This is a genomic window from Halogranum amylolyticum (genome assembly GCF_900110465.1).
Lineage (GTDB): Archaea > Halobacteriota > Halobacteria > Halobacteriales > Haloferacaceae > Halogranum > Halogranum amylolyticum.
Map to the genome: position 1 here is coordinate 53,847 of NZ_FODV01000017.1, position 20,714 is coordinate 74,560.

Sequence of the window (20,714 nt, forward strand, 5' to 3'; positions counted from 1 at the left end):
TTGCGACGCCACTCATTACCTTATTCTATTCATGCATAAAAATAGAGAATAATAAATGAGGTTTCAGGATGGTTGGTGAGAGAAATACTCCATAGGGCTACTCGCGAGTTTTCGTAAGGACATCTCCCAATGCCTCGAGTTGCTGTGGGTCGTACTCACGGAGATCGTAGCGGTTGGAATTACTTCGTTCAGTGTTGGTGTTGATAATGGCACACTCGACCAGCAGGGGAAGTACCCGTCCAAACGTGTGTGCGGAGATGGATGGATCTTCGAGTTCTGTGTAGAGTTGACTGCTCGTCGGATAGGACCGCGTCGTCCTACCGAGCGCTGTTTTGAATTCGGGGTAATAGTCCTCGAGGAGCCGAATCCGTCGGGGCGCACATTCTCGAAGGGCCTCAACGTGAGACTGGAGTTCGTCTGGTGGCATGGGTTCTGTCTCGCTGCGCAACTGGTCTACTGAATCATCCCGCTCTAAATAGACGTAGTGGCCTACTTCGAGTGCTGAGTGTCTCGAAGTGTCTCGCCCACGCTCGGATGTGAGACGCTGCGTCGTGCGACTTTCTGTACATGCTGCCTACGTATCTGGACAGCCAGTGAGATGATCGGGGAGCCCACCCCTCGTCACCTCCTCCCCACAGAAGGGACAACTGCGTGTCTCGGCGGCCTCCTGGTGATCAGGGTGATGGGCTGTTGATTCATAGTACTCATCGAGGACACTGGTAGCAGCCTCGCCCCATTGCTGGCCTTGGTTTCCGAGCACTCGTCGGAGGCCACGGCGAGACTTGTGTTCTGTGAGTTTGGGGTTCGCATCAAGCAGGGCGCGGACGACTGCCACAGGCTCGTGTTCGGCGTCGAGATACGCGATAGGTGAGAGGCGACCGCCCACTCGCTCGGCTGGTCCCCGGCCGGCATACAGGGTGAGACAACTGAGTCCTGCAGCCCGCTGGGGTGTCGTAATCTCGTGGGGCAGTTCGGCGACTGGGACCGGGCCGTGTTTCTCGAGGTAGACAATGTTCCCAAACGTCATCTTAGTGGGAGTGACTGTGTCGAAGAAATAAACCCTCCGACGAGACCGTGTTCGTAGCCTCGATGTGGACATCCCCTGCACCTCACGCGCGTGATTGTCTGACGTTGCTACCACTCACGAAACTGCACATCCAATACAGACAAGCAACTCAACAAATATGTCGAAATAGTGTTGTATGAGTGGCTGAAACCCCTGTTTGCGACATCCACACTGCATGGAGTCGTATGTCAGAGGCACCTTCCCTTCCCTCTTCAGTTGCTATTTCGGGAGTCAGAAGAACGTACGTTGCGACAGCCATGAGCTTCGACCGCGGGTCTAGTTAACATTCATCCACCTGGCTATGTTGATAACGTAATTATGTCGTATCGGATAACAAGACAGTAATATATCTAGAAAAATCTAAAATGATTTATTATCTGGTTTGCTGATGAGAGATAGTGGGGAAGATGAGGATGGAAACTACCGACAACACGCGTGCAACAGAAGGTATCACAGACGACGACCGCGAGCGCATCCAAGCGTATCTCAGTATGCCCGCCTATCGCCGCACGCCACACATGCTCTGTCCGTCCGAGGAGTAAGCGTCCGCGTGGGGGTGTTCGCGAGCGCATTTGAGCGTCGTCGTTGATCCAACATACCGAGTGCGTGATTCGCTGTGCGGGGTGCAGCGTTAGTACGAGGCAAGTGATGATGACGCAGGAAGAGCGACGGTCGTCGTCTTTGTGACCGTCACAGCGACTGCTGAACGTGGTGGACGGAACGTAGCGAGAAATGAGTGCACGCTGTCACTGCCAGCGAGTGTTACTTCAGTCCGGAAAAGCTGACGAACGCTCGGAATGAGCGTCGTCAACCGGAATGCCACAACCCATCGTTCAACTCCGGGTCAGGGATTGACTGATGGATTGTACTTGCTTCTACACACTCTCCCCGTTAGTATACACTGGTTCGTATCCGAACCAGTTTAAACTCAACTCCGACACGTGACAGCGTCTCAATGACTCAGACGGCGACGTGAGGGCAGGAGGAGACCATCAGACGGATCTCATGACTCGACTCAAACGGAAGCCACGGTGCCAACCTCACCGAACGTCGCGGCAGTCGCGAAGTCCAGGGCGGCCAGCACGGGTCCCGAATAGAGGGTGCCTCAACAGAGGCACACCCGTCGGGTGTGGCATTCCGGTGTTACCCATGTAAGCTACATGGGCGTGAACACACAGCCGTCACTGTGCAATAGGGTTATCGATTGACTAATAAACGCAATTCAAATATGAATCCAGTGCAGGATTTATGCATTGTTTGGATAGTCGGTAGGACTGCTGTGCTATCATCGAGCAAGAACGTTGAACTCCTGTCCGGATTCGGTTGTGATTCCCTGTGAGCACCTTCTCAACTGGTGAGTTAGGCTGGCAGTGCCTTGGATTGCGATTGCATCCACTCCAGCTGTTCTTGGATGGTCAACGACCCCTTTTCGGTGACCTGGTAGTAGTTGGTCCGGCGGTCATGCTGGCCTTTCTCGAGGAGGCCACGCTCGACGAGGGTATCGAGATTCGGGTACAGCCGCCCGTGTTTTACTTCGGTTTCGATTGTCTCTTGGATCTGGTCTTTGATTTCCTGTCCCGATGGTTTCTCGAGGCCACTCGCCACCACAAGGAGGTCTCGCTGGAATCCCGTCAACCCAAACATTTTGTTCATTCCCATCACCTCTCCACCTAGATTATTTTCTGTACACTTGTGTATTTCTGCACTGCATTACGTAACAGAATGTGCATAAATTTTGTAGCTGCGTGTAAACCGACATCCAGATTGTACAGACTCATACTCACTTTGGACAGTCGTGTCGTCCCGCCTTCGGAACAGCTGCGGGGGATGTCGGTGACACGGACGGCGATGCCCACGTGTGACTGGCGTCGTGACCGCCACTCCCGCTCGTCGACGACAGAGCTGACACTCAGCGTGAGCGACGACTGTGGACACCCATTGCGAGCGGTGGCGACTGTCCAGACAGTCTGTCTGGAAATTACGTGTTAGCAGATAGTAACCTGAGTAGAAATATCGATGCTGTGTTATAGGGCGACTCGAAAGCAGTGCGTGCGATCCCATCCGTTGTTCGGATAGAAGAGGTCGCACGTTCAAGCGGCACCATCCCCCAATCCCATCCGCAATCCTCACAGTCAGGTGCCGTTTCCGACACCAGCGTGCAGCCGCGCGTCTGTGTTACGACTTGTCTGCTGTGAGAAGTGTCTCGAGGGTTTCGAGTTGTGCAGCCTCATAGTCGCGAATATCGTAGCGATTGGCGCTGGAGCGCTCGACGTAGATGTCGATGGTTTCGAGCTCGACCAGCAAGGCGAGCAGGCGGCCGAACGTGCGGGCTGGGAGGGGTGGGTCTTCGAGATGGGTATACAGTTGGCGGCCCGTTGGGTAGGAGCGCGTGGCGTCGTCGAGCGGTCAGAAGCGGTAGGTGACGATCTCGGGTGCATCACAGACTGGGCAGGTCGAGTCGGTGGCCGTGCATGTCGTCCCACACTGCCGGCACTCATAGACGACGGTGTCTGTCGACAACAGCTGTGTGAGCCGTCTCCGGAGCGTGTCACTGCTCGACATAGCTGAGTGGTCTAGTCCAATCCCTGCTAAGTGTTTCTTTCAGGATTGTCGGGTGTGCCGTCGCTGCGGTAAGGTCGAGGGTCAGGACAACGTTTGGATTTCACAATGGTGTTTTCGGGGCTTCCTTTCGGGGATTTGAGCCGGTTGTGAATGGCCATCGGAGCGTCGAATGCGGGGGAGAGCGTTTTTCGAGGGCTGTAGAGGGTTCGATGGTATTGTGAATGCTTTCGGGAGCGATTAATCGCAGTATCGGACTTGGGTATAGGTGGTGCCAGCAACCTGGGAGACTGCTCGGAACCCTACAAAAAGCCGGCTCGGTTACAGACCTTAACTGCTTGGTTGCTGGTGGGAGTCGTCGACATCGGGTGAGCGGGTGCGACCAGTGAATCGTTCGAGTCGTGGCCAGAGGGCCGCGAGCAAGATCCCGAGTGCAATCGCCGTGAGGATGCCGGCGTCGGGTGGCCCGACGAGCATTGTCGGTGTGTTCATGAACGCGTGGATGCCAATCGCCACGAACAGGTTCCCCGTCCGGTAGTAGACGACCGCCAGCAGTGTCCCCCAGACGAACAGCAGGAGGAGCGTCGGGCCGAGTTGCCCGAGCGTGAGTCCCCCGCCAACGAGCCGATTCGGCACATGTATGAGCGCGAACACCGCCTGTGAGACGACGAGCGCGATGAGCACCGGCCACCGCGGGGCGGTCGTAAGTTGCCGCTGGAGTTTGTGACGGAGTTGGTTCAGAAGGAACGATCGGAAGACCACTTCTTCGTAGAGGGCGTTGCCGAACAGTTGGGCAACGAGTGCACCAATCGCCGCTAGTGCACCCCCTGTCACCCAGGTTCCGTTGAGTTCGACCGGCGATCCAGTCCAGATCAGGACCGCGACGCCGACAACCTGCATGAGCAGCCACACGCCGACCGTCACGACCACGCCTGTCCGGAGATCGCCGCGGCGAAGGCTCAAGTCACGGGTGCGGAGACGACCGGCCCAGAGCATCACTCCGCCGATCACGACCAGCAACACCGGCAGGTACACGAGTAACGTCGCCTGCACGAAGCCGCCAGTCGCATTGACGATTGGTTGGGTAACAGTGAGTACGAACTCGCGGTTAGACCAGATTAAAACCGGATACCCGGCTGCGAGGAGGATAACGGCGGCGATGACGGGCCACGACGTTTCCCTGATCCCCGTGAGGTCAACTCGCCAGCGATGGAGCCGAGAAGGGGTGGTGAAGGACATTGTTGGTCGCGTCTTCTAGTTCACGTTCCGAAATTGTTAATCAAAGAGACCGTTCTCGAACGATGAGAACGACATCTTTTCTGTACGTTCCCCAGTTCCCCCGACACTCGTCCTGCCGATCACCGGGGCTGCTACACGAAGCTGGGCACGTCGACTCCCAGCAATCCGAGAGAGGCTCACAGCCCGGCGAGAGCCGTCTACCCATCAGTTGAGGCTGTGACCCCGCCGCGAGCGGGCAGTGCGCTGACTCGTAGTTTCAGGAGCGCTGGGAGTACGAACACGACGAGCAGGCCACCTGTCCGAGACCCCGCAGCAGCGTGAGCGGTCTCGTGACCCCACTGAGGTGGGCGCTGGCGAGATAGGGCGTCCGATGACTTCTGTGGATCCGTGCGAAAAGCGACGGGAACGAACGGAACTCCGACTTCGAGACGACGTACACCAGTCGTGAAGTCAACACGAGCCGTACCAGTGCCGTGTTGGCGCTCGAGATGAGGGCGAGCCTTGATTCACCATCTGAGTAGTCGTCGCCATCCGTGCATCTTACGCGAGCAGTGTCTCAAGCTCCTCGATGCTGTTGGGTCCGTCTCTCTCTGACTTTATCTCGAGAGGCGTAAGTGGAAGTATCTCCTCGAAATTAGCTTGCAGCCTCGTCGATAGACCTTTGTGCAGTTCACCAAGCATCGTAGTTATGCCCGCTGTGTGGTCCCGTCGTCGCCTTCTCTCGGTCGTCAGTCTTAGTAGTCTGTCAATCCTCGCCGGCTGTTCGCTGAATCCCCTCCGTTCGCGACAGCTCGCCCACGAGGTGGAGGTGTTCAACTATTCGGATCGCACGCACAACATCCACTACCAGGTAGAGGCGGCAGACGGCACTATCCTCGTCGACCACCTCTACCGGCTTGAGAGCAACACAGCGAGAGAAGCCACGGAGCCATTCGTCGGCACCCCAGCACGGATCGCTGTGACAATCGACGGCGAAAAGCCAGAGACGTTCGAGTGGCCGCAGCCAAACTGCGATGCGCAGGGCGTCAGGAGTGCTGGCGGAGTGCAACTCGCATACGGGTTTGAGGACGCGGATGCCATTGAGATTTCGCCGACATGTGAGACGGTGTATCTCTCGGATGATCGGTAGGGGGGGCTGCTTGCCGCCGCTTGAGCTTCTTCAGCAGCCAGCACTCCACGTTCGGCGTGTCGTCGGCCATGAGTGTGTTACGCGACCGTCGCTACCGCGTTTCAACGATGTTTGGGTAACCACTCCGTGGGTCCGCGGTTCCGCAGATCATTGAGGCTTCAATTTCACAGGGATTCGTCTGGAAACTGAATCTTGCTTTGCCTGAGACCGCTCTGCGGTCACTTCAACCTCTCTGGGTGCTCACTCAATCACATTCCTGGATCAAGACGAATCTCGTTGAGTTGGTGTCGTGGGACGCTCTCCTCGATTTGTGTCCATGTCTCTCGCATTGCAGCGGTCGAGACGCCAAATTCGTTTGCAATGTCCTGCTGCATATGGCGTCGTGTATCCTGATTCACGTAGTACACGACACAGGCGGCAACCACACGTGGTGAACGACCACCCGTCCATCCATCTCACTCCTCAAGCACGAGACTCGCGGCGGTTTCGATGTCGCTGTTAAATTCCGCCTTGAGGATGAGCTCTTGTGGCGTCGGTGGTAGCTGATTCACTGCAGTGCCTCCATCGGGCGGTGACCGACATGCTCTGTTGCGACGAGTTGCCGAAGCCACCCGATTGAAACCCATTCATCATCGAACGCCGTGCCATCGTCACGCGACTCAATGTACACGTGGAAGCGGTCGAGTGCGACTACTCCTGCTCGTCCCTCTGGATGAGTAAGGACATCGTGGCGATTGAACTGCGTGACTGTTGGCACGGTCTCCTCGTCAGTCTTCGAGACGCGTGGCTCATCAGGGGTAGTGGTTTCGTCTGTCATTGTCGCTGTACTGAATAATTCTGACTCTGGTATATATTCGCTCTTGTTGTTAACGATTCTTCATATTAAGTTTGGATTTGCAAGACAGACGTAAGTGGCGCTGACGATCGAGGAAACTCTGCTCTTGACGCGGTACGGGCGGTAGCACAAATAGCATGTACTGACATTTGAAACTGTGGCTACCTGAACAGCAGGCGAGATGGAGACAGTATCAAATCGAAGTACCACGGCCCGGCTGACGACGAATGAGCAACGAGTGTCGATCCCGAGAGACGGTAGGAAATCAACGGGGAATCGAGGATGAATCCCACACCACGTTGCGGTTGTAACTCTCGGGTTAACGGAGGTTATGAGGTTTTCCCGGCAGAATCACGATACGTGTACGCTAGGTCTGCGTGTCACTGGATACGGTGGCCAACAGGACGGTCGAGTGTTACTTCGACTGTGGGCAGTCACTGTCGAGCCAGACTCGAGCAGCCGGCGACGAGAGACACCCCACCATGTCCGCATAATCGTCCTTACGAGAAGCGGGTCGGTCGCAGCCCCCCCACCCCACCATGTCCGCATAATCTCACGCATAAAGCACGGGAGGCCCCCTACTCCCACCCCACCATGTCCGCATAATCGCTCGTCAAAACGAAGGGGCAACACGCGTAGGCCACCACACCCCACCGTGTCCGCATAATATCGCCGCAAGCACGCCTAGAAGCCCAACCTACACAACGTCTCAACTAGAATTTCTACTTCACGGCAATAGATTATTTCTATTACGGATTTGTTTGAATGGCCACCTACTTCAAACTTCGCCTATTCAAGGTCTCATTCCGGTTCCAGATGAACCGGGGGTCATTCGTGTCGGGGATTATGCGGACACGGTGGGGGGAGGGGAGGTATATAAAGAACCGTGTATGCGGACACAGTGGACACTCCGGACACGGGGGTTTTATTGCCATCCATACTATCGGCTCAAGCAACATGTCTGATGACGGCGCCGGATCGAGGAACCCGTACGCGATCCTCGACGAGAATCCCTACAGCAGGGCCGTCGAGATCTTCGCTGACGAACGGGTCCTCCAAGAAGACTGGCAACCCGAGCAACTGCCCGAGCGTGAAGTTGAACTCACAGAGATTCGGAACGCTCTCGCCCCAGCAACGAGGGGCGTCAATGCGCACAACCTCTTTCTCTACGGGAAGACCGGCCAGGGCAAGACCGTCGCGATTGACCACGAACTCGACTTGCTGCAAGAGTACGCCGCCACTAGCGACGACTTCGACCTTACCGTTGTCAAGATCAGCGCGAACAACCAGACGACGAGCTATCAACTCTGTGCGCATCTTATCAAAGCAATCCGTGGTGGGGGCAAACGACCAAGTGGGATCGACCAACAGTCGATGTTCGATCTCTTGTACCAGGAGATTAGTCAGCTCACAGAGACCGTCATCATCGTCATCGACGAGATCGATGCCATCGGGAGCAACGACGAACTGTTGTATGAACTCCCACGTGCGCGGAAGAACGGCCATCTCGAGGACCAGTGGGTCAGTGTCATTGGCATCAGCAACAACCTCCAGTTCCGCGACAACCTTTCGCCGAAGGTCAAAGACTCGTTGTACGACTCGGAGATTGAGTTCGCCCCCTACAACGCGAATCAGTTGACGACGATTCTCGAGCGGCGTGCCGACCGCGCCTTCGTTGACGGCGTCCTTGATGACGACGTCATCCCGCTCTGTTCGGCGTTTGCTGCCCAAGACGAAGGGAGCGCCCGGCAAGCGATTCGGCTCTTGTACAAGGCCGGTGAGCTGGCGTTGAACGGTGACGACGAGGTCATCGATGAACAGCATGTCCGTGAAGCCCGCGACATCCTTGAGCGAAAACGCATCGAAGAAGGGATGCGGAGTCTCACAACCCAAGATCAGTTTGCGCTGCTGTCGGTCGTGGCACTCGAGGTCGCCGAGGAAACCCCGGCGCGAACGCGGAGCCTGTTCCAGAAATACAAAACAGTTGTCAACCGGCTTGATGGGAACCAGCTTGTCGAACGTCGCGTTCGCGACCACCTCCAAAGTCTCGGGATGCAGGGATTTCTGCTCGTGGAATCACGCAACACCGGAATTCAGGGTGGCTCTCACTATCGTTTCGAGTTGAAAACCGACCTCGAAGCCACGCTCGATATCCTTAGCGAAGATGACCGTATCAACGGCGTCATTTCGGATTTAACCGAGATTGCAACCGCAAAGCAGCTGGTGTAGTTTCGTCGGCGCTTCAGGATCTCTGCATGATAGAGTTACGAGCGCATATCCCCGTCTTTAGGCGGGGGTCGACAACGTCGAATTGTTGTCCGTTACTTCGACGGCGTCGAAGCGGACGAGTCCGGATGCTCTCTGTCCAAAATCTCCTGCTTCACGAGCACAGCCGGCACGTTGACTAAACAGGTTGTAGGTGACCGAGGCGACGTCGCCGCCTCCGAAGATGCGATCTACGCCCTTGGTGTATCCGAGTTCCACAAACCCCAGCGGCGGGTCCCAGTGCTCCAGCGTGGATTTTTATACCTGTCCCGCTGCGTCTCTGTCATGACTGGGGGACTCGATCCCACGGAAACAACCGACAAGCGAATCACCGTCTTAGTGCTGCACGATGCCGAACGACGGCGGATTGATTGTATGTCGTACGAAGAGGCCATCAGCGTCGTCAAAGCCGAGCAATCGGCAGACAACGTCGTCAAAATCGAAACCCGGGAGGGAGAGATCGTCTTCACGTCCGGCGAGATGGACATCGAGGACTGGGAAACAGAGTGGCGCCGCGAGAAACGACGCCTGTCGATGGATGTTGAGGTCTATGACTGTCCGCACGAGTCTGTTGGGTGCGTTGCCGATGACCTCTGTGTCCAGTGTAAGATGGACAAGATTCAGGGCGGATTCGTCTGATACCAGTACCCAATGAAGAGCAACATGAGGGCCAGATGATGAACATGAACCCTCTGTGTTCGGTTAAGAGTATCTGGCTCTGCTGTCCGAACTCTCACGGAACGATCAATTGTCGATTTTGTCCTGTCTAGACTGCTGACAGTCCTGGATTTCACCTGTTCTTTGATAAGTCCCAAATATATTTCTCCTCTTCTAAATTCAAAAATAAAACTTTTGAATCATTGTCGACTCTCTCAAATCCATGTCAGAAGATGACTCACACAGCACTAAAGAGACAAATGGCAATCATCACGTAACGGGATCACGTCGTGGGTTCCTTCGTGCTTCGGCGGGGGCTATCGGCCTTGGGCAGCTCTCAGACAACGCCAGTCAGATGCAGACGTCAGAGACTGTGACAGCCGAGGCGTCAGACGAGAACCCACCATGGGCACCTCGCTCGCACGACCATAGAAAACAGATCGTCTACGTTCCGGATCTTGAGGCAGTTACCGGGGTTGGCACGGCAAATAATCCGTTCCAATCTGCCTCCGGGACCGCTGGCATGCAAGAAGCGTTCCAGCGATTGAACGAGGTTGGTGGTGGTGTCATCTACTATCCCAGTGGTTACTACGGTGATGGGACCACAGCATGGGAAATTGATCTTGCCAACTATGACAACCTTCGGAACAACTGGGCGATTTATGGCGATGGACTTGAGTCCTCACGCATTCGTTGCGGCAGCGACACCGGAGACGGGATTCGGATTCATGATTCGACGGGCACAGCAATGTTCTACACGGAACTCGTCGGGGTGCGGTTTGAGGGGAGCTGTGCCGGCTTCACCTTTATTTGGGGATCGGAGAACCTCGGAGATGCATACAACAGTTGTTGGTCACGCTTTTCAACTGCGAACACGCGCTCCGATGGTCAGGGAGCCTGTCAGCTCAACTTCGTGCTGAACTCCTATCACTACGGTGTTCACAACTCCGCTGGTGGTGTCGGTGTTGAGATGCGACGGGTCCAGTTTTCGGGCATCGAAGGAAGTTTCAGCTCCGGGGAGTCAAAAGGTGATGTCGCACTTAGACTCAAGGAATATTCATTCGCGAACCATTTCCGGTACCTCAACATCGAAGCGACCTACAATGGGATTCATATCCCGGATTCGAGAGCGATTTACAACATCTTCCAAAACGCGTACTTCGCAAACGTTCGTGGAACGGCAGTCATCCAAGATGTCGACGATGATGGGCCACGGTTCCCAGCATCCGCTGAACAAGGGACATATTTCCACAACCCATTCGTTGCCGGTGCAATCGAGACCATCGTTGAGCATACAGGCGGAACGCTCTATGTAGATGGGTCAAGCAAGAAGTGGCCGTCTGCGACCCAACAGACGTTTGAGGGCGATCGCTACGGAGGTTCCTACCGGGATGCAGCGTTCTTCGAGTATGAACCGTTGTCATCCGCACCGAAACACAAGCTCGGCCGAACGGCACTTGCAGATGGTGAGTCGTGGGATCCGGATGGTGACGGGCAGCCAGAGCTCGTGATCTCGAATGGAACTGAGTGGATCGAACTTACGGACCTCGCCTCATCCCAGTAGGAGACTGCGGATTCTCTATCCTCAGTACTCAGTCTTGAATCGTATGAATTGACTGCATCAGAGAATATATGCTGGTCGTACAATCTGTTTGAGACCTACTCCATCGACCTCTGCAAATGCGCCGTCTGAGATGGTGTTCCCAGCACCGCCGTTAATGATGGTTGCTCTCGTTCTATGAGTGTAATCACCTCAGTGCCGGTAAGCGCTGCAGCCCGCATAGTCAGGCCTCGGTGTTGAGCGGCTGTGAGGGCTCAGTGGTTTGGTCATCAGATGAGCTGTGATACGCGTCGTCGTCGACACCAGACGATTTGACTGTCGTTCCATCAGGCAGGAACAAGTGGAGGTCTGCTGGATCGAACGCGTACGAAATCGTCTCGCCGTCGTCAGGGTCAACATCGCCGTCGACTCGAGCAGTCCATGAGGTGTCGCCAATGAGGAGATACAGGAAATTGTCGCTCCCCATCGGTTCGACAACGTCGACGACGGCAGTCTGTGTGTAGGCCGGCTGGTCGGAGTCGGTGGGAACGACGCGAATCGATTCTGGACGCACTCCAATTGTTACTGAATCACCTTCCGAAAGGTCACATCGCTCAACAACCTGCTCTTCAAGCGGATACGAAAATGACGTGTCGGTATCGGTGGTAAGCCGGTATGTCCCATCGACACTAGAGACGGTCGTCTGCAAGAAGTTCATCGATGGCTCGCCGATGAAGCCGGCGACGAACTGGTTTGTGGGATGCTTGTATACGTAATCAGGGGTGCCGATCTGTTGGAGGACACCATCGTTCATCACAACGATACGGTCGCTCATCGTCATCGCCTCCGTCTGGTCATGTGTCACATAGATCGTGGTCACGTCGATTTGGCGATGGAGTCGTTGAATTTCCGTTCGCATCTGGGCGCGGAGTTTTGCGTCCAAATTCGACAGTGGTTCGTCCATGAGGAAGACATCGGGATCACGGACGATGGCGCGACCGAGTGCAATCCGTTGTTTCTGACCGCCGGAGACTTGTCCCGGCTTATTATCGAGAATCTCTTCGATATCCATGATCTCGGCCGCGTGTTGGACACGTTCTTCACGTTCTGCTTTCGAGAGATCAGTCGTCATCTTCAACCCGAAGCTCATGTTTTCAGCAGCGGTCATGTGGGGATACAGTGCGAAATCCTGAAACACCATCGCCATATCCCGGTCTTGTGGCGTCAAATCAGTGATCTCCCTGCTCCCGAGACGGATCGATCCAGACGTGGGGGTTTCGAGACCAGCGATGCAGCGGAGTGTCGTTGACTTCCCACACCCACTTGGCCCCAGCAGGACCAGGAACTCTCCTTCTTCGGCGGTGATGTCGAGATTATCGACAGCAACGATGTCATTCGAGCTATCGGCTGCTGTGAATGTTTTGACGAGTGAATCTATCTGCAGTGTACTCATACTAGTTGCGTTGTCTGTGAACAACTCCCAAAATAGTTCGCCTCGAAGCAGACACGGACAAGACATCTTTGGGAAAATCCAAACCCCAGACGCAATGGTACAGCCTGCTGACTAACTCGTGCGAAAATATACCCTCTGCTAGTGGTCGCTCGCTGGGCCGAACTCACGGTCATACGTCGCGAGTTCGTCGAAAACTTCCGTTGCCGTTTCCCACTGGGTGGAGGTAATGCGGCCGATGTTTGCTCCGTCCGAGAATAATGAGACACCGTGTGCGCCACCGTGAAGCGCCAACTGGATTGCAGTGACAAGTTCGTCGTCGTCGAGCCGGGTCAATGGCCGTTCGCCTTCCCCGGTCCGGATAGAGGGGGTGACGAGAGTATCCGTCTGGTCGATGAGTGAGCGGACGACTTCACGAATCCACAGCGGATGAACGTCGAGGTCAATGTGTGCCGTTCGTGGGGTCAAGATGTCGGCGTGTTCTGCGAGATCGCGCTGGTCGACGCCGAGGATTTCGCGGCTGTCGTCGACTGCGGTCTCGAGGTCGGAGAACGCTTCAAGTTCGATGTTGACGAGGAAGTCAGAGTCATCTTGGACTGGCTCCGTCAACTCTTCGAGGAACCCTGCTGTCGTCTCGCAGCGACTGGCAATCCACTCTTTGGAATCCTCTCTAATATTCTTCTCGCGGTACCGTGTCTGACAGGCGTCGCAGTAACACGAGAGGAAGTTCGCCTTGCCATTTCCGATAGGTTGGAACTCAAAGTGCGTCAATTTGAGCCCGTCCACGTCGTAGGAGAGAATCTCGTCAACGATGGCGTTCAGATGGTTGTGGACAGCTTCGTGGTTCGGACACGCCCAGTGCATGTGCTCGGCAGAAACATTGGGATAGCGAATCTCGGTCCCTTCTTTGGCAATCTGAACCGTGCCTGGGTGTTGTTCGAGGAGGTACTGGTCACAGAGGACGAAGAGAACCGGGACGAGACGAATATCGTGGATCGCCGCTGCGTCGACGAGTTCGCCGAGCAAATCGCGGTTCGGAACCTGGTTCGGCGCGACGTCGGAGTCGTAGAAGACACGCCCATCGCTCTCTTTGGTGATCACAAAGACGGTGTTGACCCCATTGTTCGCGAGCCGTTTCATCTCCTTCTCTGGCTGCATCGTCGCCCATGGATACAACGTGATAGCTCGAAGCAGCTCTGACTCCCACCACGAACTATCTGTTTCCCCTACTCCCGACATGATACACGTTTGAAGCGGCCGACAACCATTAATTATTCGCGTTGAACCGGCTCTCGTCCGTCATATTTTGATGAACCCATGTATATTTGGAAGTCACCAAACACAACCAACAATTTCATAATCATCGTTGGCCCAGTATGGGGTGAGTTAGCACTCACACAGCGCATCCAACTCATCTACTTATGAACAACCAACAATTCACTCGGCGTGTCCCAAACGCGCGCTCTCAAGTTCGGCCCTCACGTACCCGTGAGCTTGATAGATCAGAAATCCTTGAGGTTACCAGCGCAATTGGATCCGAAACTCGCTGGAGAATAATCAAGACACTCGCGACTGAGACGCGTACAATTCAGGAACTTACCGAGATCATCGGGCTCACGAAAGGGACGATCTCGGCTCACGTGAAGCAACTCGAAGAAGCGGGACTCGTCGCGTCTCGCTTCAACGTCAGCGACAACGGTGGCGTCGAGAAGGAACTCTCGCTGGCCGTCGACGAGCTCACACTCGACTTCCGTCAGATTTGAACGCTTTTCGTTGTAAGCATATTGGCGAAGCAGGAGAATCACCTACTATTCTATCCACAGAACCCTATCAGCCGCAGCCAGTCCCGACCTTACTGTAGTGGTCGCCCACTCAGATAGCGCGTCCCCAACGTCAGAACAGTCGCCGTGAGACCAGGACCGACAAGAACGAATCCGGCGACGGTGAACCCGAGTAGTGTGATGAGTGAGACGCAGAAGAGCCACAGCGCGAACGTCGGCCTCAGGTGCGTCACTGCGAATTCGACTGACCGACGCGCAGTCATTTGCGCACTCTCGTCGTGGTCGATGAGTAGCGGATAGTAGTACAGCAGTACGACAGAGACGACAAGCAACGCATCGATTGCGAGAAACCCGGCGAGTGCGAATACGAAACGACCGGTCGTTTCAAACTGAATTAACGCCCACCCAGCGGCATCAACGAGCACCAACGTCGGCACTACCGGGAGTTGACTCCGCCAGAAATATCGTTTGAACTGTTGCCAGAGCTGATGGAATCGAAACCGGTCTCTGTTGAGAGCAGACGCAGCTGTTGCAACTACAACCGCTGTCGCTGGGCCTGCAAGTACAACTGTTACCGACAGCAGACACCAGATGATACTCACCAAGGCAATCCGTGGCAGCGAGTAGTATGCCGCTCCGACAGCCTCCTTCGAGAGATCGATGAAGTTGAGCCGGCTACGGTCAGAGTCGACGACCATGTTCGATGAGATGGAATTCCTGAAATAGGTGTAAAAGCGCTACACTTTGAGTCCAGACATCGTGACTCCTTTGATGAAGTACCGACGGAGCAAGAGGAACAACAGAATGGTTGGCAGTGCAAGTAACGTTGCACCAGCCATCAGTGGTCCCATACTGTTCCCGTAGAGTCCAGTCTTTGCGAAGAGCGTGATGCTGACTGGCAGGGTATACATGCTCTCATTTTTCACGACGATGAGGTCCCACAGCATCTGGTTCCACCGGTTCATGAACGTGAAAATCGCGACGGTCGCGATGGCCGGCATTGAATTCGGTAGGATGATTCGGAAGATGATATCCAACTCGTTACAGCCGTCCATCCGTGCCGCGTCGATGAGGCTATCCGGGAACTGCTTGAAGAACTGTGTCAAAAGGAAGATCCCAAAGGAACTGATTGCAAACGGTGCAATCATCGCTTCGTAGCTGTTGACCCAACCGAGCCAGACGATAACAACGAACTGCGGGATGAGCAGTAAGACGCCGGGAATCATCATCGTCGCGAGGATGAAGTTGTACGTGATGTCACGGCCGAACCAGTCCAGTTTCGCCAGCGAGTACGCAACGATACAAGACGTAATGACGACCGACACGACGACTGCTCCGGTGACAATGACGCTGTTAAGGAACTGCCTCGCGATCGGGACGTTCTCAAGCAGGAACCGGTAGTGAGCGAGCGTGAAGTCCGTCGGGATGACGTTCAACGAGTAGATTTCGTTCGTCGGCTTGAACGACATCGACACCATCAGCGCGAACGGGAACACCGGTAGCACTACCCCGAGCGTCAACACGACGTACGCGAGTATCTGCATGCCAGAGAGCTCTGACAATCGTTGGTGGCTACTTGCGAACACGCCCGTGTCTTCAGATTCAAGGCTCATGTTAGACTGACACCTCCTGGTCAACGTAGTTGCGCTCAACGTAGCTGATGACGAAGATCATCGCCGCAAGTATCACGCCCATGGCACTCGCGTACCCCATCTCGAGGTACGAGAACGCGTTGCGGTAGATCTCGAGGACGAACGTCTTCGTGGCTCCGTTCGGACCTCCGCTGGTCATGATGAACGGTTCGGTGAAAATCTGGAACGCCGTAATCGTCGAGAGAATCACGACGACGAGGATGCTCGGATTCAGAAGTGGCAGCGTAATGTACCGGAACTGTTGCCACTCGCTCGCGCCGTCGAGCGACGCAGACTCGTAGATGTTCTCGGGGAGCGACTGGAGGTTCGCCAAGAAAATGATTGCGTAGTACCCGATGAATTTCCAGGAGACCATCATCGCAATCGCTGGCATCGCCCACGTTTGACTGCCGAGGAAGTTGATCTCTGTACCAACGACACCGAGGACTTGATTGAGGTATCCATCCGGTGCGTAGAGCCACTTGAAGACGACAGCGACGACGACGCCGCTCGTGACGTACGGGACGAAGTACCCCGCCATATAGAGCGCACGACCGCGAATAATGCGATCCAGAAGAACCGCAACACCGAGTGCGAGAACAATCTGGGTCGGCACGTTCACCAGGAAGAAGTACAGCGTATTTTTGAGCAGTTGCCAAAAGAGGTCTCCAGTGAAGAGACTGACGTAGTGTTCAATCCCGACGAACGGCTTGGTCGGACTGATAATCGCCCACTCGTGGAAGCTCAGATAGAGCGCGAACAGAAATGGGAAGATGAGAAAGACAGATGCCCAGAGGAACCACGGGGCAATGAGGGCATAACCCATGAGATTGTCGTCATGCTGGCCGACGCGGTCGACCACCTGACTGACGACCGGAAGCCCACCGATTCGCTGACGGAGTCCACCGGTCGACGACTCCTCCCGTTCTGCTGCCCGCGATTCGTTGACTGTGTTAGCCATTTTCCAAAGTTACCAGTGGTCAGTTGAGCTCTTGCTTGATTGCCTTCTCGGCGGCATCAAGTCCTTTCTGTGGCGCTTTGTTCCCGAGGGCAACCGGTACGAAGCACTCTTCGCCAAAGATGTTCATGACCTTCGAGTAGTTCGGCGTGTACGCAGGTGGGTGTGACGTTTCGAGTGCTTCCGCGTACGGCTTTATACCGGGGTTCTCTTCAAAGAAGCCGCTTGCAGCATCAACGAGCCCTTTTCGAAGCGGCAACTGGAGCGTCTTCTCCAGGAATTTCGTATCCCACTCTTTCTGCTGTTCGAACTGAACGAAGTTCCATGTCCCCTTCGCATTCTTCGCTGACGCGAATATAGAGGTGTTCTTGGGGTCTGCGTACGTGTGGCTGTTGGGCGACACGCCATCAGGCACTGGCGGATTCATGTGCGACATCTCGAGGTCCTTATTCACGTCCGTGAAGTACGGAATCACCCATGGACCGCCCGTGTTGATGGCTGCCTCATTGTTCGGGAACTTTGGTTGCTCGCTGCCCTGTGTTGGGGCGAGCTTTGCACTGTACATGTCCTGGAAGAACTGCAGGACCGTCTTTGCTGTCTTGTTATTGAACGCCGGTTTGACACTCTCGGACCCCTGCTCGAACATCGACGCCTCGCCTTTGGAGGCCGCGAGGTACAGCGGCAGGAAGTCGAACCACCGCTCGTACCACGTCGGCCGTGGCGCCCGGTCCCACAGCACCTTCGCTGCCCCCTGATCGACAATTTTTTTGCCGGCATCAAGTACCCCGGAGAGCGTCGTAGGGTAGTCGTCCGGGTTCTTGAACCCAGCCTCCTTGAACACGGTATCGTTGTACTGAAAGAGCACAGGGTTCGCTTTCCACGGAGCTTGATATAAGCCGCCGTCCGGTGCTTCGTACCGTTTCAGGATGGTCTCACCACAGCGCTCGGTCAGGAAACTCTTTGCCCCGTCAATGTCGTAGAGATTCTTTGCTGCGTTGTTCTCCTGAAGCTTCGCTGCAAATCCAGGGAAGACGTTTGCGAACGCCGCTGGCTCAGTCCCCGATGCAAGTGCTGAGAGAACTACCTGTTCCGAACTATCGCCTTCTGGGACTGGACGGACGTCGAGCGAGACGTCGTTGTTTTCGATGAACGATTTCCGCGCGTTCTTGTGGAATTCGAGTTCCTTCTTGTTCGGCGAAGACCAAAACTTGGTTTTTCCACTACCCTGTTCTCCCGAACTCGACGATGTCGAGCCAGAGCCCGACCCATTACCACCGGTACAGCCAGCCAGCCCGATCAGTGCCGCCGTACTGACCCCTGTCGTGGCCTGCATGAACCGCCGCCTGCTCTGTTTGTCAATGTCCGTCATGTGTTGTCCTCACATGAAGTCAAACAATTGTGAATGATAAACCCCGCTCTTGTCTTCGATGATTTCCAAATATGTTTGTCAAAGATATCTCGAACATCAATCTCTCTCGCGAGTTGCAGAGTACAGACTCAGGTCAGCGGCGATATGGTTCGAGTAAACTCGCTATCCGACTACTCGTCGTCGAAAGGGAGACTCCCAAGGTGCACGAGCGGTGACTTGACATGTCTCTCCTGATAGACTACCGAATGAATTCGGAACTATAGCCTCGATGACGGGGCGAAAAACAGAGCCCTGATTACCTATCTGACCGCACTATAGGCAGGATTTGAGATACTCGACGGCAGCCGGAACAGCCTCGAAGTCGTTCTCATCGCCCTCGTACTCCAGCGTGACGAACCCGTCGTATCCAAGGTCTCGGAGCGCTGCGAGCGATTCGCTGTAATACGGGTAGTTCGGTTCGGAGCCGTCATCGGCCAGGTCATCGTACGCTGCATGCACGTGATCGGCGAGGTGGAGCGTTCGGTTCACCGATGGCTCTCCATCGATGTAATTTGAGAGGTCGAGGACGAGGCCGAGTTCCCCGTTGACGCTCCCACGAACGCGGAAGATGTCGTCCGCCGTGCGGATGAGACCGTCGTGGTTGTGGTTCTCGATTGCGAACGTCGTCTCCACCGTCTGGCCGTAGTCAACACACTCCTGCATACATGTGGCGACATCACTCCAGACCTCCGGATCGTCGTGGTCACGGTCGTGGAGGCCGGGGAATCCGGTGAAACCGCGGAGAACTGGTGCACCGAGTCGATCAGCGTGGTCTAACCACTTTGTTACCTTCTCGACGTCTGCTTGCCGCTCGTCGTTGCTTGCCTTCGCAAAGTCGTTGTAGAAGACAGATAGACACGCAATCTCGAGATCGTATTCATCGAGGAGATCCGCGACGTGGTCGATGGTCTCTATATCGTCACCAGGCAGGTGGCCATCAAGCAGTTCGACACCATCGATTTCGAGTTCCGTACTGCAAATCTCGAAGAACTCCTCGAGCGTCATATCGTCTTCGAGTTCGTCATGATACGAGTAGGAACTACACGCAAGCTTCATTCTTGAGCCTCCGTTTCGAGTGGGAGCGTAACTCGTTCGCTACTCTCGGACGACTGATAGACTGCCAACACGATTTCGAGTGCTTGTTTACCATCACGGCCGGTGACCGTCGGTTCGCTTCCCGACCGTGCAGACTCGATAAAGTGCTGAATGGGACCGCCATGCTTCGACTGTTCGGGCACTGGGACGTCGACGCTTCCACAGTCGTTACCGAGTTCGAGTCGAATCGAGGGCTCGACCTTGTCGACGTAGATGACGCCCTCTTCGCCGACAATCTGCATCTCGATCGATTCGGGATCCGTCCGCCATGCCGTTTCGAACGTTCCGAGCGCTCCATCGTTGAACCGGAGCGCAGCAACGGCGGTATCCTCGACTTCGGTATCCATCGAGAGCGTATCGCTGTAACCAGACAGTGACGCGACGTCGTCGAAGAGGTAGTTGATGAGATCCGCGTTGTGAATGCCGATATCGATGAGTGCCCCACCACCGGATGCATCTGCATCTGTAAACCACGCCGAACGGGGCGACCATCCCTCCGGTCCGGGATGACTGAATCGGCTTCTGACCGAGAGCACGTCACCGACGACACCCTTCTCAAGGAGATCGTTGGTCTTCTCGTAGACAGGATTGAATCGTTCTGTCTGATCGATCATCAGCTGTGCCTGACTTGCATCCGCTGCCTCGATCATCGCATCCGCTTCGCTGAGTGAGGTGCATATCGGTTTCTCACAAAGAACGTGGATGTCGCGTTCCAACGCTCCACAGACGACGTCTTTGTGAAGATGATTTGGAAGACACACACTCACTGCATCGACTTCTCCCGAATCGAGCATCGCTTCATAGTCTGTGTAGGTGGACTCAATACCGTAGCTGTCTGCGACTGCAGTCGCTTTCTTCTCCTCGACGTCACAGACCGCGACGAGGTCCGCGTAGTCACTGTCGAGGTAGGCTGGGATATGTAATCGCTGGGAAATTGCTCCGGTTCCGATGACTGCAGCCTGTAGCTTGTCTGTCTCGATACCCTCAGTATCGGAGGATATCATGATGTCCTGTGGCATGTTCACTGATGTCTGTCCCGAGAACACTCATTAATCTCTGTCTCAAATCAGGAGCTACTAAATTATATTTGGATATTTCCAA

General features: G+C 55.2%; 19 protein-coding genes. 6 read left to right on the top strand and 13 right to left on the bottom strand.

Annotated elements, in window-relative coordinates; all coding sequences use genetic code 11:
• Positions 1-574 precede the first annotated feature (574 nt).
• Positions 575-1,027: a hypothetical protein gene (locus tag BSG17_RS20140; protein WP_244531635.1), complete on the bottom strand. Its 453-nt coding sequence runs from the start codon at positions 1,025-1,027 to the stop codon at positions 575-577.
• A 452-nt stretch (positions 1,028-1,479) separates the two neighbouring features.
• Here BSG17_RS20140 and BSG17_RS28365 point away from each other — a divergent pair, with 452 nt between their 5' ends.
• Complete coding sequence (locus tag BSG17_RS28365; protein WP_280141203.1) at positions 1,480-1,608, top strand: hypothetical protein; 129 nt, start codon at positions 1,480-1,482, stop codon at positions 1,606-1,608.
• Between the two features lie 817 nt (positions 1,609-2,425).
• On the opposite strand, the gene BSG17_RS20145 is transcribed toward BSG17_RS28365, so the two are convergent.
• The 3 genes from BSG17_RS20145 to BSG17_RS20155 form a co-directional block, all read right to left on the bottom strand.
• Positions 2,426-2,710: a PadR family transcriptional regulator gene (locus BSG17_RS20145; protein WP_089827228.1), complete on the bottom strand. Its 285-nt coding sequence runs from the start codon at positions 2,708-2,710 to the stop codon at positions 2,426-2,428.
• A gap of 762 nt (positions 2,711-3,472) precedes the next feature.
• Positions 3,473-3,628 carry a hypothetical protein gene (locus tag BSG17_RS27230; RefSeq protein WP_170864888.1) on the bottom strand — a complete coding sequence of 52 codons (156 nt, stop codon included), beginning with the start codon at positions 3,626-3,628 and terminating at the stop codon, positions 3,473-3,475.
• A 327-nt stretch (positions 3,629-3,955) separates the two neighbouring features.
• Positions 3,956-4,864, bottom strand: coding sequence for a CPBP family intramembrane glutamic endopeptidase (locus tag BSG17_RS20155; protein WP_089827201.1), 909 nt, complete (start codon positions 4,862-4,864; stop codon positions 3,956-3,958).
• Between the two features lie 688 nt (positions 4,865-5,552).
• Here BSG17_RS20155 and BSG17_RS20165 point away from each other — a divergent pair.
• A complete protein-coding gene (locus BSG17_RS20165) occupies positions 5,553-5,993 on the top strand; it encodes a hypothetical protein (RefSeq protein ID WP_139246729.1) in 441 nt (146 codons plus the stop codon).
• Between the two features lie 547 nt (positions 5,994-6,540).
• On the opposite strand, the gene BSG17_RS20170 is transcribed toward BSG17_RS20165, so the two are convergent.
• The gene (locus tag BSG17_RS20170; protein WP_089827204.1) at positions 6,541-6,810 is read right to left on the bottom strand and encodes a hypothetical protein; all 270 of its coding nucleotides are present in this window, start codon (positions 6,808-6,810) and stop codon (positions 6,541-6,543) included.
• 975 nt (positions 6,811-7,785) lie between these two features.
• Between BSG17_RS20170 and BSG17_RS20175 the strand changes: the two genes are divergently transcribed.
• The 3 genes from BSG17_RS20175 to BSG17_RS20185 all read left to right on the top strand — a co-directional run bounded on the left by BSG17_RS20175 (position 7,786) and on the right by BSG17_RS20185 (position 11,314).
• Complete coding sequence (locus BSG17_RS20175; protein WP_089827229.1) at positions 7,786-9,057, top strand: Cdc6/Cdc18 family protein; 1,272 nt, start codon at positions 7,786-7,788, stop codon at positions 9,055-9,057.
• A gap of 321 nt (positions 9,058-9,378) precedes the next feature.
• Positions 9,379-9,732 (top strand): hypothetical protein, encoded by a 354-nt coding sequence (locus BSG17_RS20180; RefSeq protein WP_089827230.1) that lies wholly within the window; start codon positions 9,379-9,381, stop codon positions 9,730-9,732.
• A gap of 241 nt (positions 9,733-9,973) precedes the next feature.
• Positions 9,974-11,314, top strand: coding sequence for a hypothetical protein (locus tag BSG17_RS20185; RefSeq protein ID WP_139246730.1), 1,341 nt, complete (start codon positions 9,974-9,976; stop codon positions 11,312-11,314).
• A gap of 220 nt (positions 11,315-11,534) precedes the next feature.
• Here the strand turns inward: BSG17_RS20185 and BSG17_RS20190 are convergent, their stop codons facing one another.
• Together BSG17_RS20190 and BSG17_RS20195 are read right to left on the bottom strand one after the other, a co-directional pair.
• A complete protein-coding gene (locus tag BSG17_RS20190; RefSeq protein ID WP_089827206.1) occupies positions 11,535-12,743 on the bottom strand; it encodes an ABC transporter ATP-binding protein in 1,209 nt (402 codons plus the stop codon).
• A 138-nt stretch (positions 12,744-12,881) separates the two neighbouring features.
• Positions 12,882-13,898 (bottom strand): family 10 glycosylhydrolase, encoded by a 1,017-nt coding sequence (locus BSG17_RS20195; RefSeq protein WP_170864889.1) that lies wholly within the window; start codon positions 13,896-13,898, stop codon positions 12,882-12,884.
• Between the two features lie 263 nt (positions 13,899-14,161).
• On the opposite strand from BSG17_RS20195, the gene BSG17_RS28370 reads away from it, so the two are divergent.
• The gene (locus BSG17_RS28370) at positions 14,162-14,503 is read left to right on the top strand and encodes an ArsR/SmtB family transcription factor (protein WP_089827208.1); all 342 of its coding nucleotides are present in this window, start codon (positions 14,162-14,164) and stop codon (positions 14,501-14,503) included.
• An 89-nt stretch (positions 14,504-14,592) separates the two neighbouring features.
• Here the strand turns inward: BSG17_RS28370 and BSG17_RS20205 are convergent, their stop codons facing one another.
• The 6 genes from BSG17_RS20205 to BSG17_RS20230 all read right to left on the bottom strand — a co-directional run bounded on the left by BSG17_RS20205 (position 14,593) and on the right by BSG17_RS20230 (position 20,632).
• Positions 14,593-15,219: a DUF624 domain-containing protein gene (locus tag BSG17_RS20205; RefSeq protein ID WP_089827209.1), complete on the bottom strand. Its 627-nt coding sequence runs from the start codon at positions 15,217-15,219 to the stop codon at positions 14,593-14,595.
• 39 nt (positions 15,220-15,258) lie between these two features.
• Positions 15,259-16,134: a carbohydrate ABC transporter permease gene (locus BSG17_RS20210; RefSeq protein WP_089827210.1), complete on the bottom strand. Its 876-nt coding sequence runs from the start codon at positions 16,132-16,134 to the stop codon at positions 15,259-15,261.
• Between the two features lies 1 nt (position 16,135).
• Positions 16,136-17,113: a carbohydrate ABC transporter permease gene (locus BSG17_RS20215; protein WP_089827211.1), complete on the bottom strand. Its 978-nt coding sequence runs from the start codon at positions 17,111-17,113 to the stop codon at positions 16,136-16,138.
• Positions 17,114-17,132: 19 nt separating this feature from the next.
• Positions 17,133-18,479, bottom strand: coding sequence for a type 2 periplasmic-binding domain-containing protein (locus BSG17_RS20220; protein ID WP_089827212.1), 1,347 nt, complete (start codon positions 18,477-18,479; stop codon positions 17,133-17,135).
• Positions 18,480-18,791: 312 nt separating this feature from the next.
• The gene (locus BSG17_RS20225; protein ID WP_089827213.1) at positions 18,792-19,574 is read right to left on the bottom strand and encodes a sugar phosphate isomerase/epimerase family protein; all 783 of its coding nucleotides are present in this window, start codon (positions 19,572-19,574) and stop codon (positions 18,792-18,794) included.
• Complete coding sequence (locus BSG17_RS20230) at positions 19,571-20,632, bottom strand: Gfo/Idh/MocA family protein (RefSeq protein ID WP_089827214.1); 1,062 nt, start codon at positions 20,630-20,632, stop codon at positions 19,571-19,573. The genes BSG17_RS20225 and BSG17_RS20230 overlap by 4 nt, the downstream gene beginning before the upstream one ends.
• Positions 20,633-20,714: the final 82 nt, after the last annotated feature.

What these genes read in the sequence shown, in the direction of transcription:
- BSG17_RS20230 (WP_089827214.1), bottom strand. Translation starts at nt 20,632, where the DNA reads ATGCCACAGGACATCATGATATCCTCCGATACTGAGGGTATCGAGACA.
- BSG17_RS20175 (WP_089827229.1), top strand. Translation starts at nt 7,786, where the DNA reads ATGTCTGATGACGGCGCCGGATCGAGGAACCCGTACGCGATCCTCGAC.
- BSG17_RS28370 (WP_089827208.1), top strand. Translation starts at nt 14,162, where the DNA reads ATGAACAACCAACAATTCACTCGGCGTGTCCCAAACGCGCGCTCTCAA.
- BSG17_RS20190 (WP_089827206.1), bottom strand. Translation starts at nt 12,743, where the DNA reads ATGAGTACACTGCAGATAGATTCACTCGTCAAAACATTCACAGCAGCC.
- BSG17_RS20145 (WP_089827228.1), bottom strand. Translation starts at nt 2,710, where the DNA reads ATGTTTGGGTTGACGGGATTCCAGCGAGACCTCCTTGTGGTGGCGAGT.
- BSG17_RS20215 (WP_089827211.1), bottom strand. Translation starts at nt 17,113, where the DNA reads ATGGCTAACACAGTCAACGAATCGCGGGCAGCAGAACGGGAGGAGTCG.
- BSG17_RS20155 (WP_089827201.1), bottom strand. Translation starts at nt 4,864, where the DNA reads ATGTCCTTCACCACCCCTTCTCGGCTCCATCGCTGGCGAGTTGACCTC.
- BSG17_RS20180 (WP_089827230.1), top strand. Translation starts at nt 9,379, where the DNA reads ATGACTGGGGGACTCGATCCCACGGAAACAACCGACAAGCGAATCACC.
- BSG17_RS27230 (WP_170864888.1), bottom strand. Translation starts at nt 3,628, where the DNA reads ATGTCGAGCAGTGACACGCTCCGGAGACGGCTCACACAGCTGTTGTCG.
- BSG17_RS20170 (WP_089827204.1), bottom strand. Translation starts at nt 6,810, where the DNA reads ATGACAGACGAAACCACTACCCCTGATGAGCCACGCGTCTCGAAGACT.
- BSG17_RS28365 (WP_280141203.1), top strand. Translation starts at nt 1,480, where the DNA reads ATGGAAACTACCGACAACACGCGTGCAACAGAAGGTATCACAGACGAC.
- BSG17_RS20225 (WP_089827213.1), bottom strand. Translation starts at nt 19,574, where the DNA reads ATGAAGCTTGCGTGTAGTTCCTACTCGTATCATGACGAACTCGAAGAC.
- BSG17_RS20195 (WP_170864889.1), bottom strand. Translation starts at nt 13,898, where the DNA reads ATGCAGCCAGAGAAGGAGATGAAACGGCTCGCGAACAATGGGGTCAAC.
- BSG17_RS20205 (WP_089827209.1), bottom strand. Translation starts at nt 15,219, where the DNA reads ATGGTCGTCGACTCTGACCGTAGCCGGCTCAACTTCATCGATCTCTCG.
- BSG17_RS20220 (WP_089827212.1), bottom strand. Translation starts at nt 18,479, where the DNA reads ATGACGGACATTGACAAACAGAGCAGGCGGCGGTTCATGCAGGCCACG.
- BSG17_RS20210 (WP_089827210.1), bottom strand. Translation starts at nt 16,134, where the DNA reads ATGAGCCTTGAATCTGAAGACACGGGCGTGTTCGCAAGTAGCCACCAA.
- BSG17_RS20165 (WP_139246729.1), top strand. Translation starts at nt 5,553, where the DNA reads ATGCCCGCTGTGTGGTCCCGTCGTCGCCTTCTCTCGGTCGTCAGTCTT.
- BSG17_RS20185 (WP_139246730.1), top strand. Translation starts at nt 9,974, where the DNA reads ATGTCAGAAGATGACTCACACAGCACTAAAGAGACAAATGGCAATCAT.
- BSG17_RS20140 (WP_244531635.1), bottom strand. Translation starts at nt 1,027, where the DNA reads ATGACGTTTGGGAACATTGTCTACCTCGAGAAACACGGCCCGGTCCCA.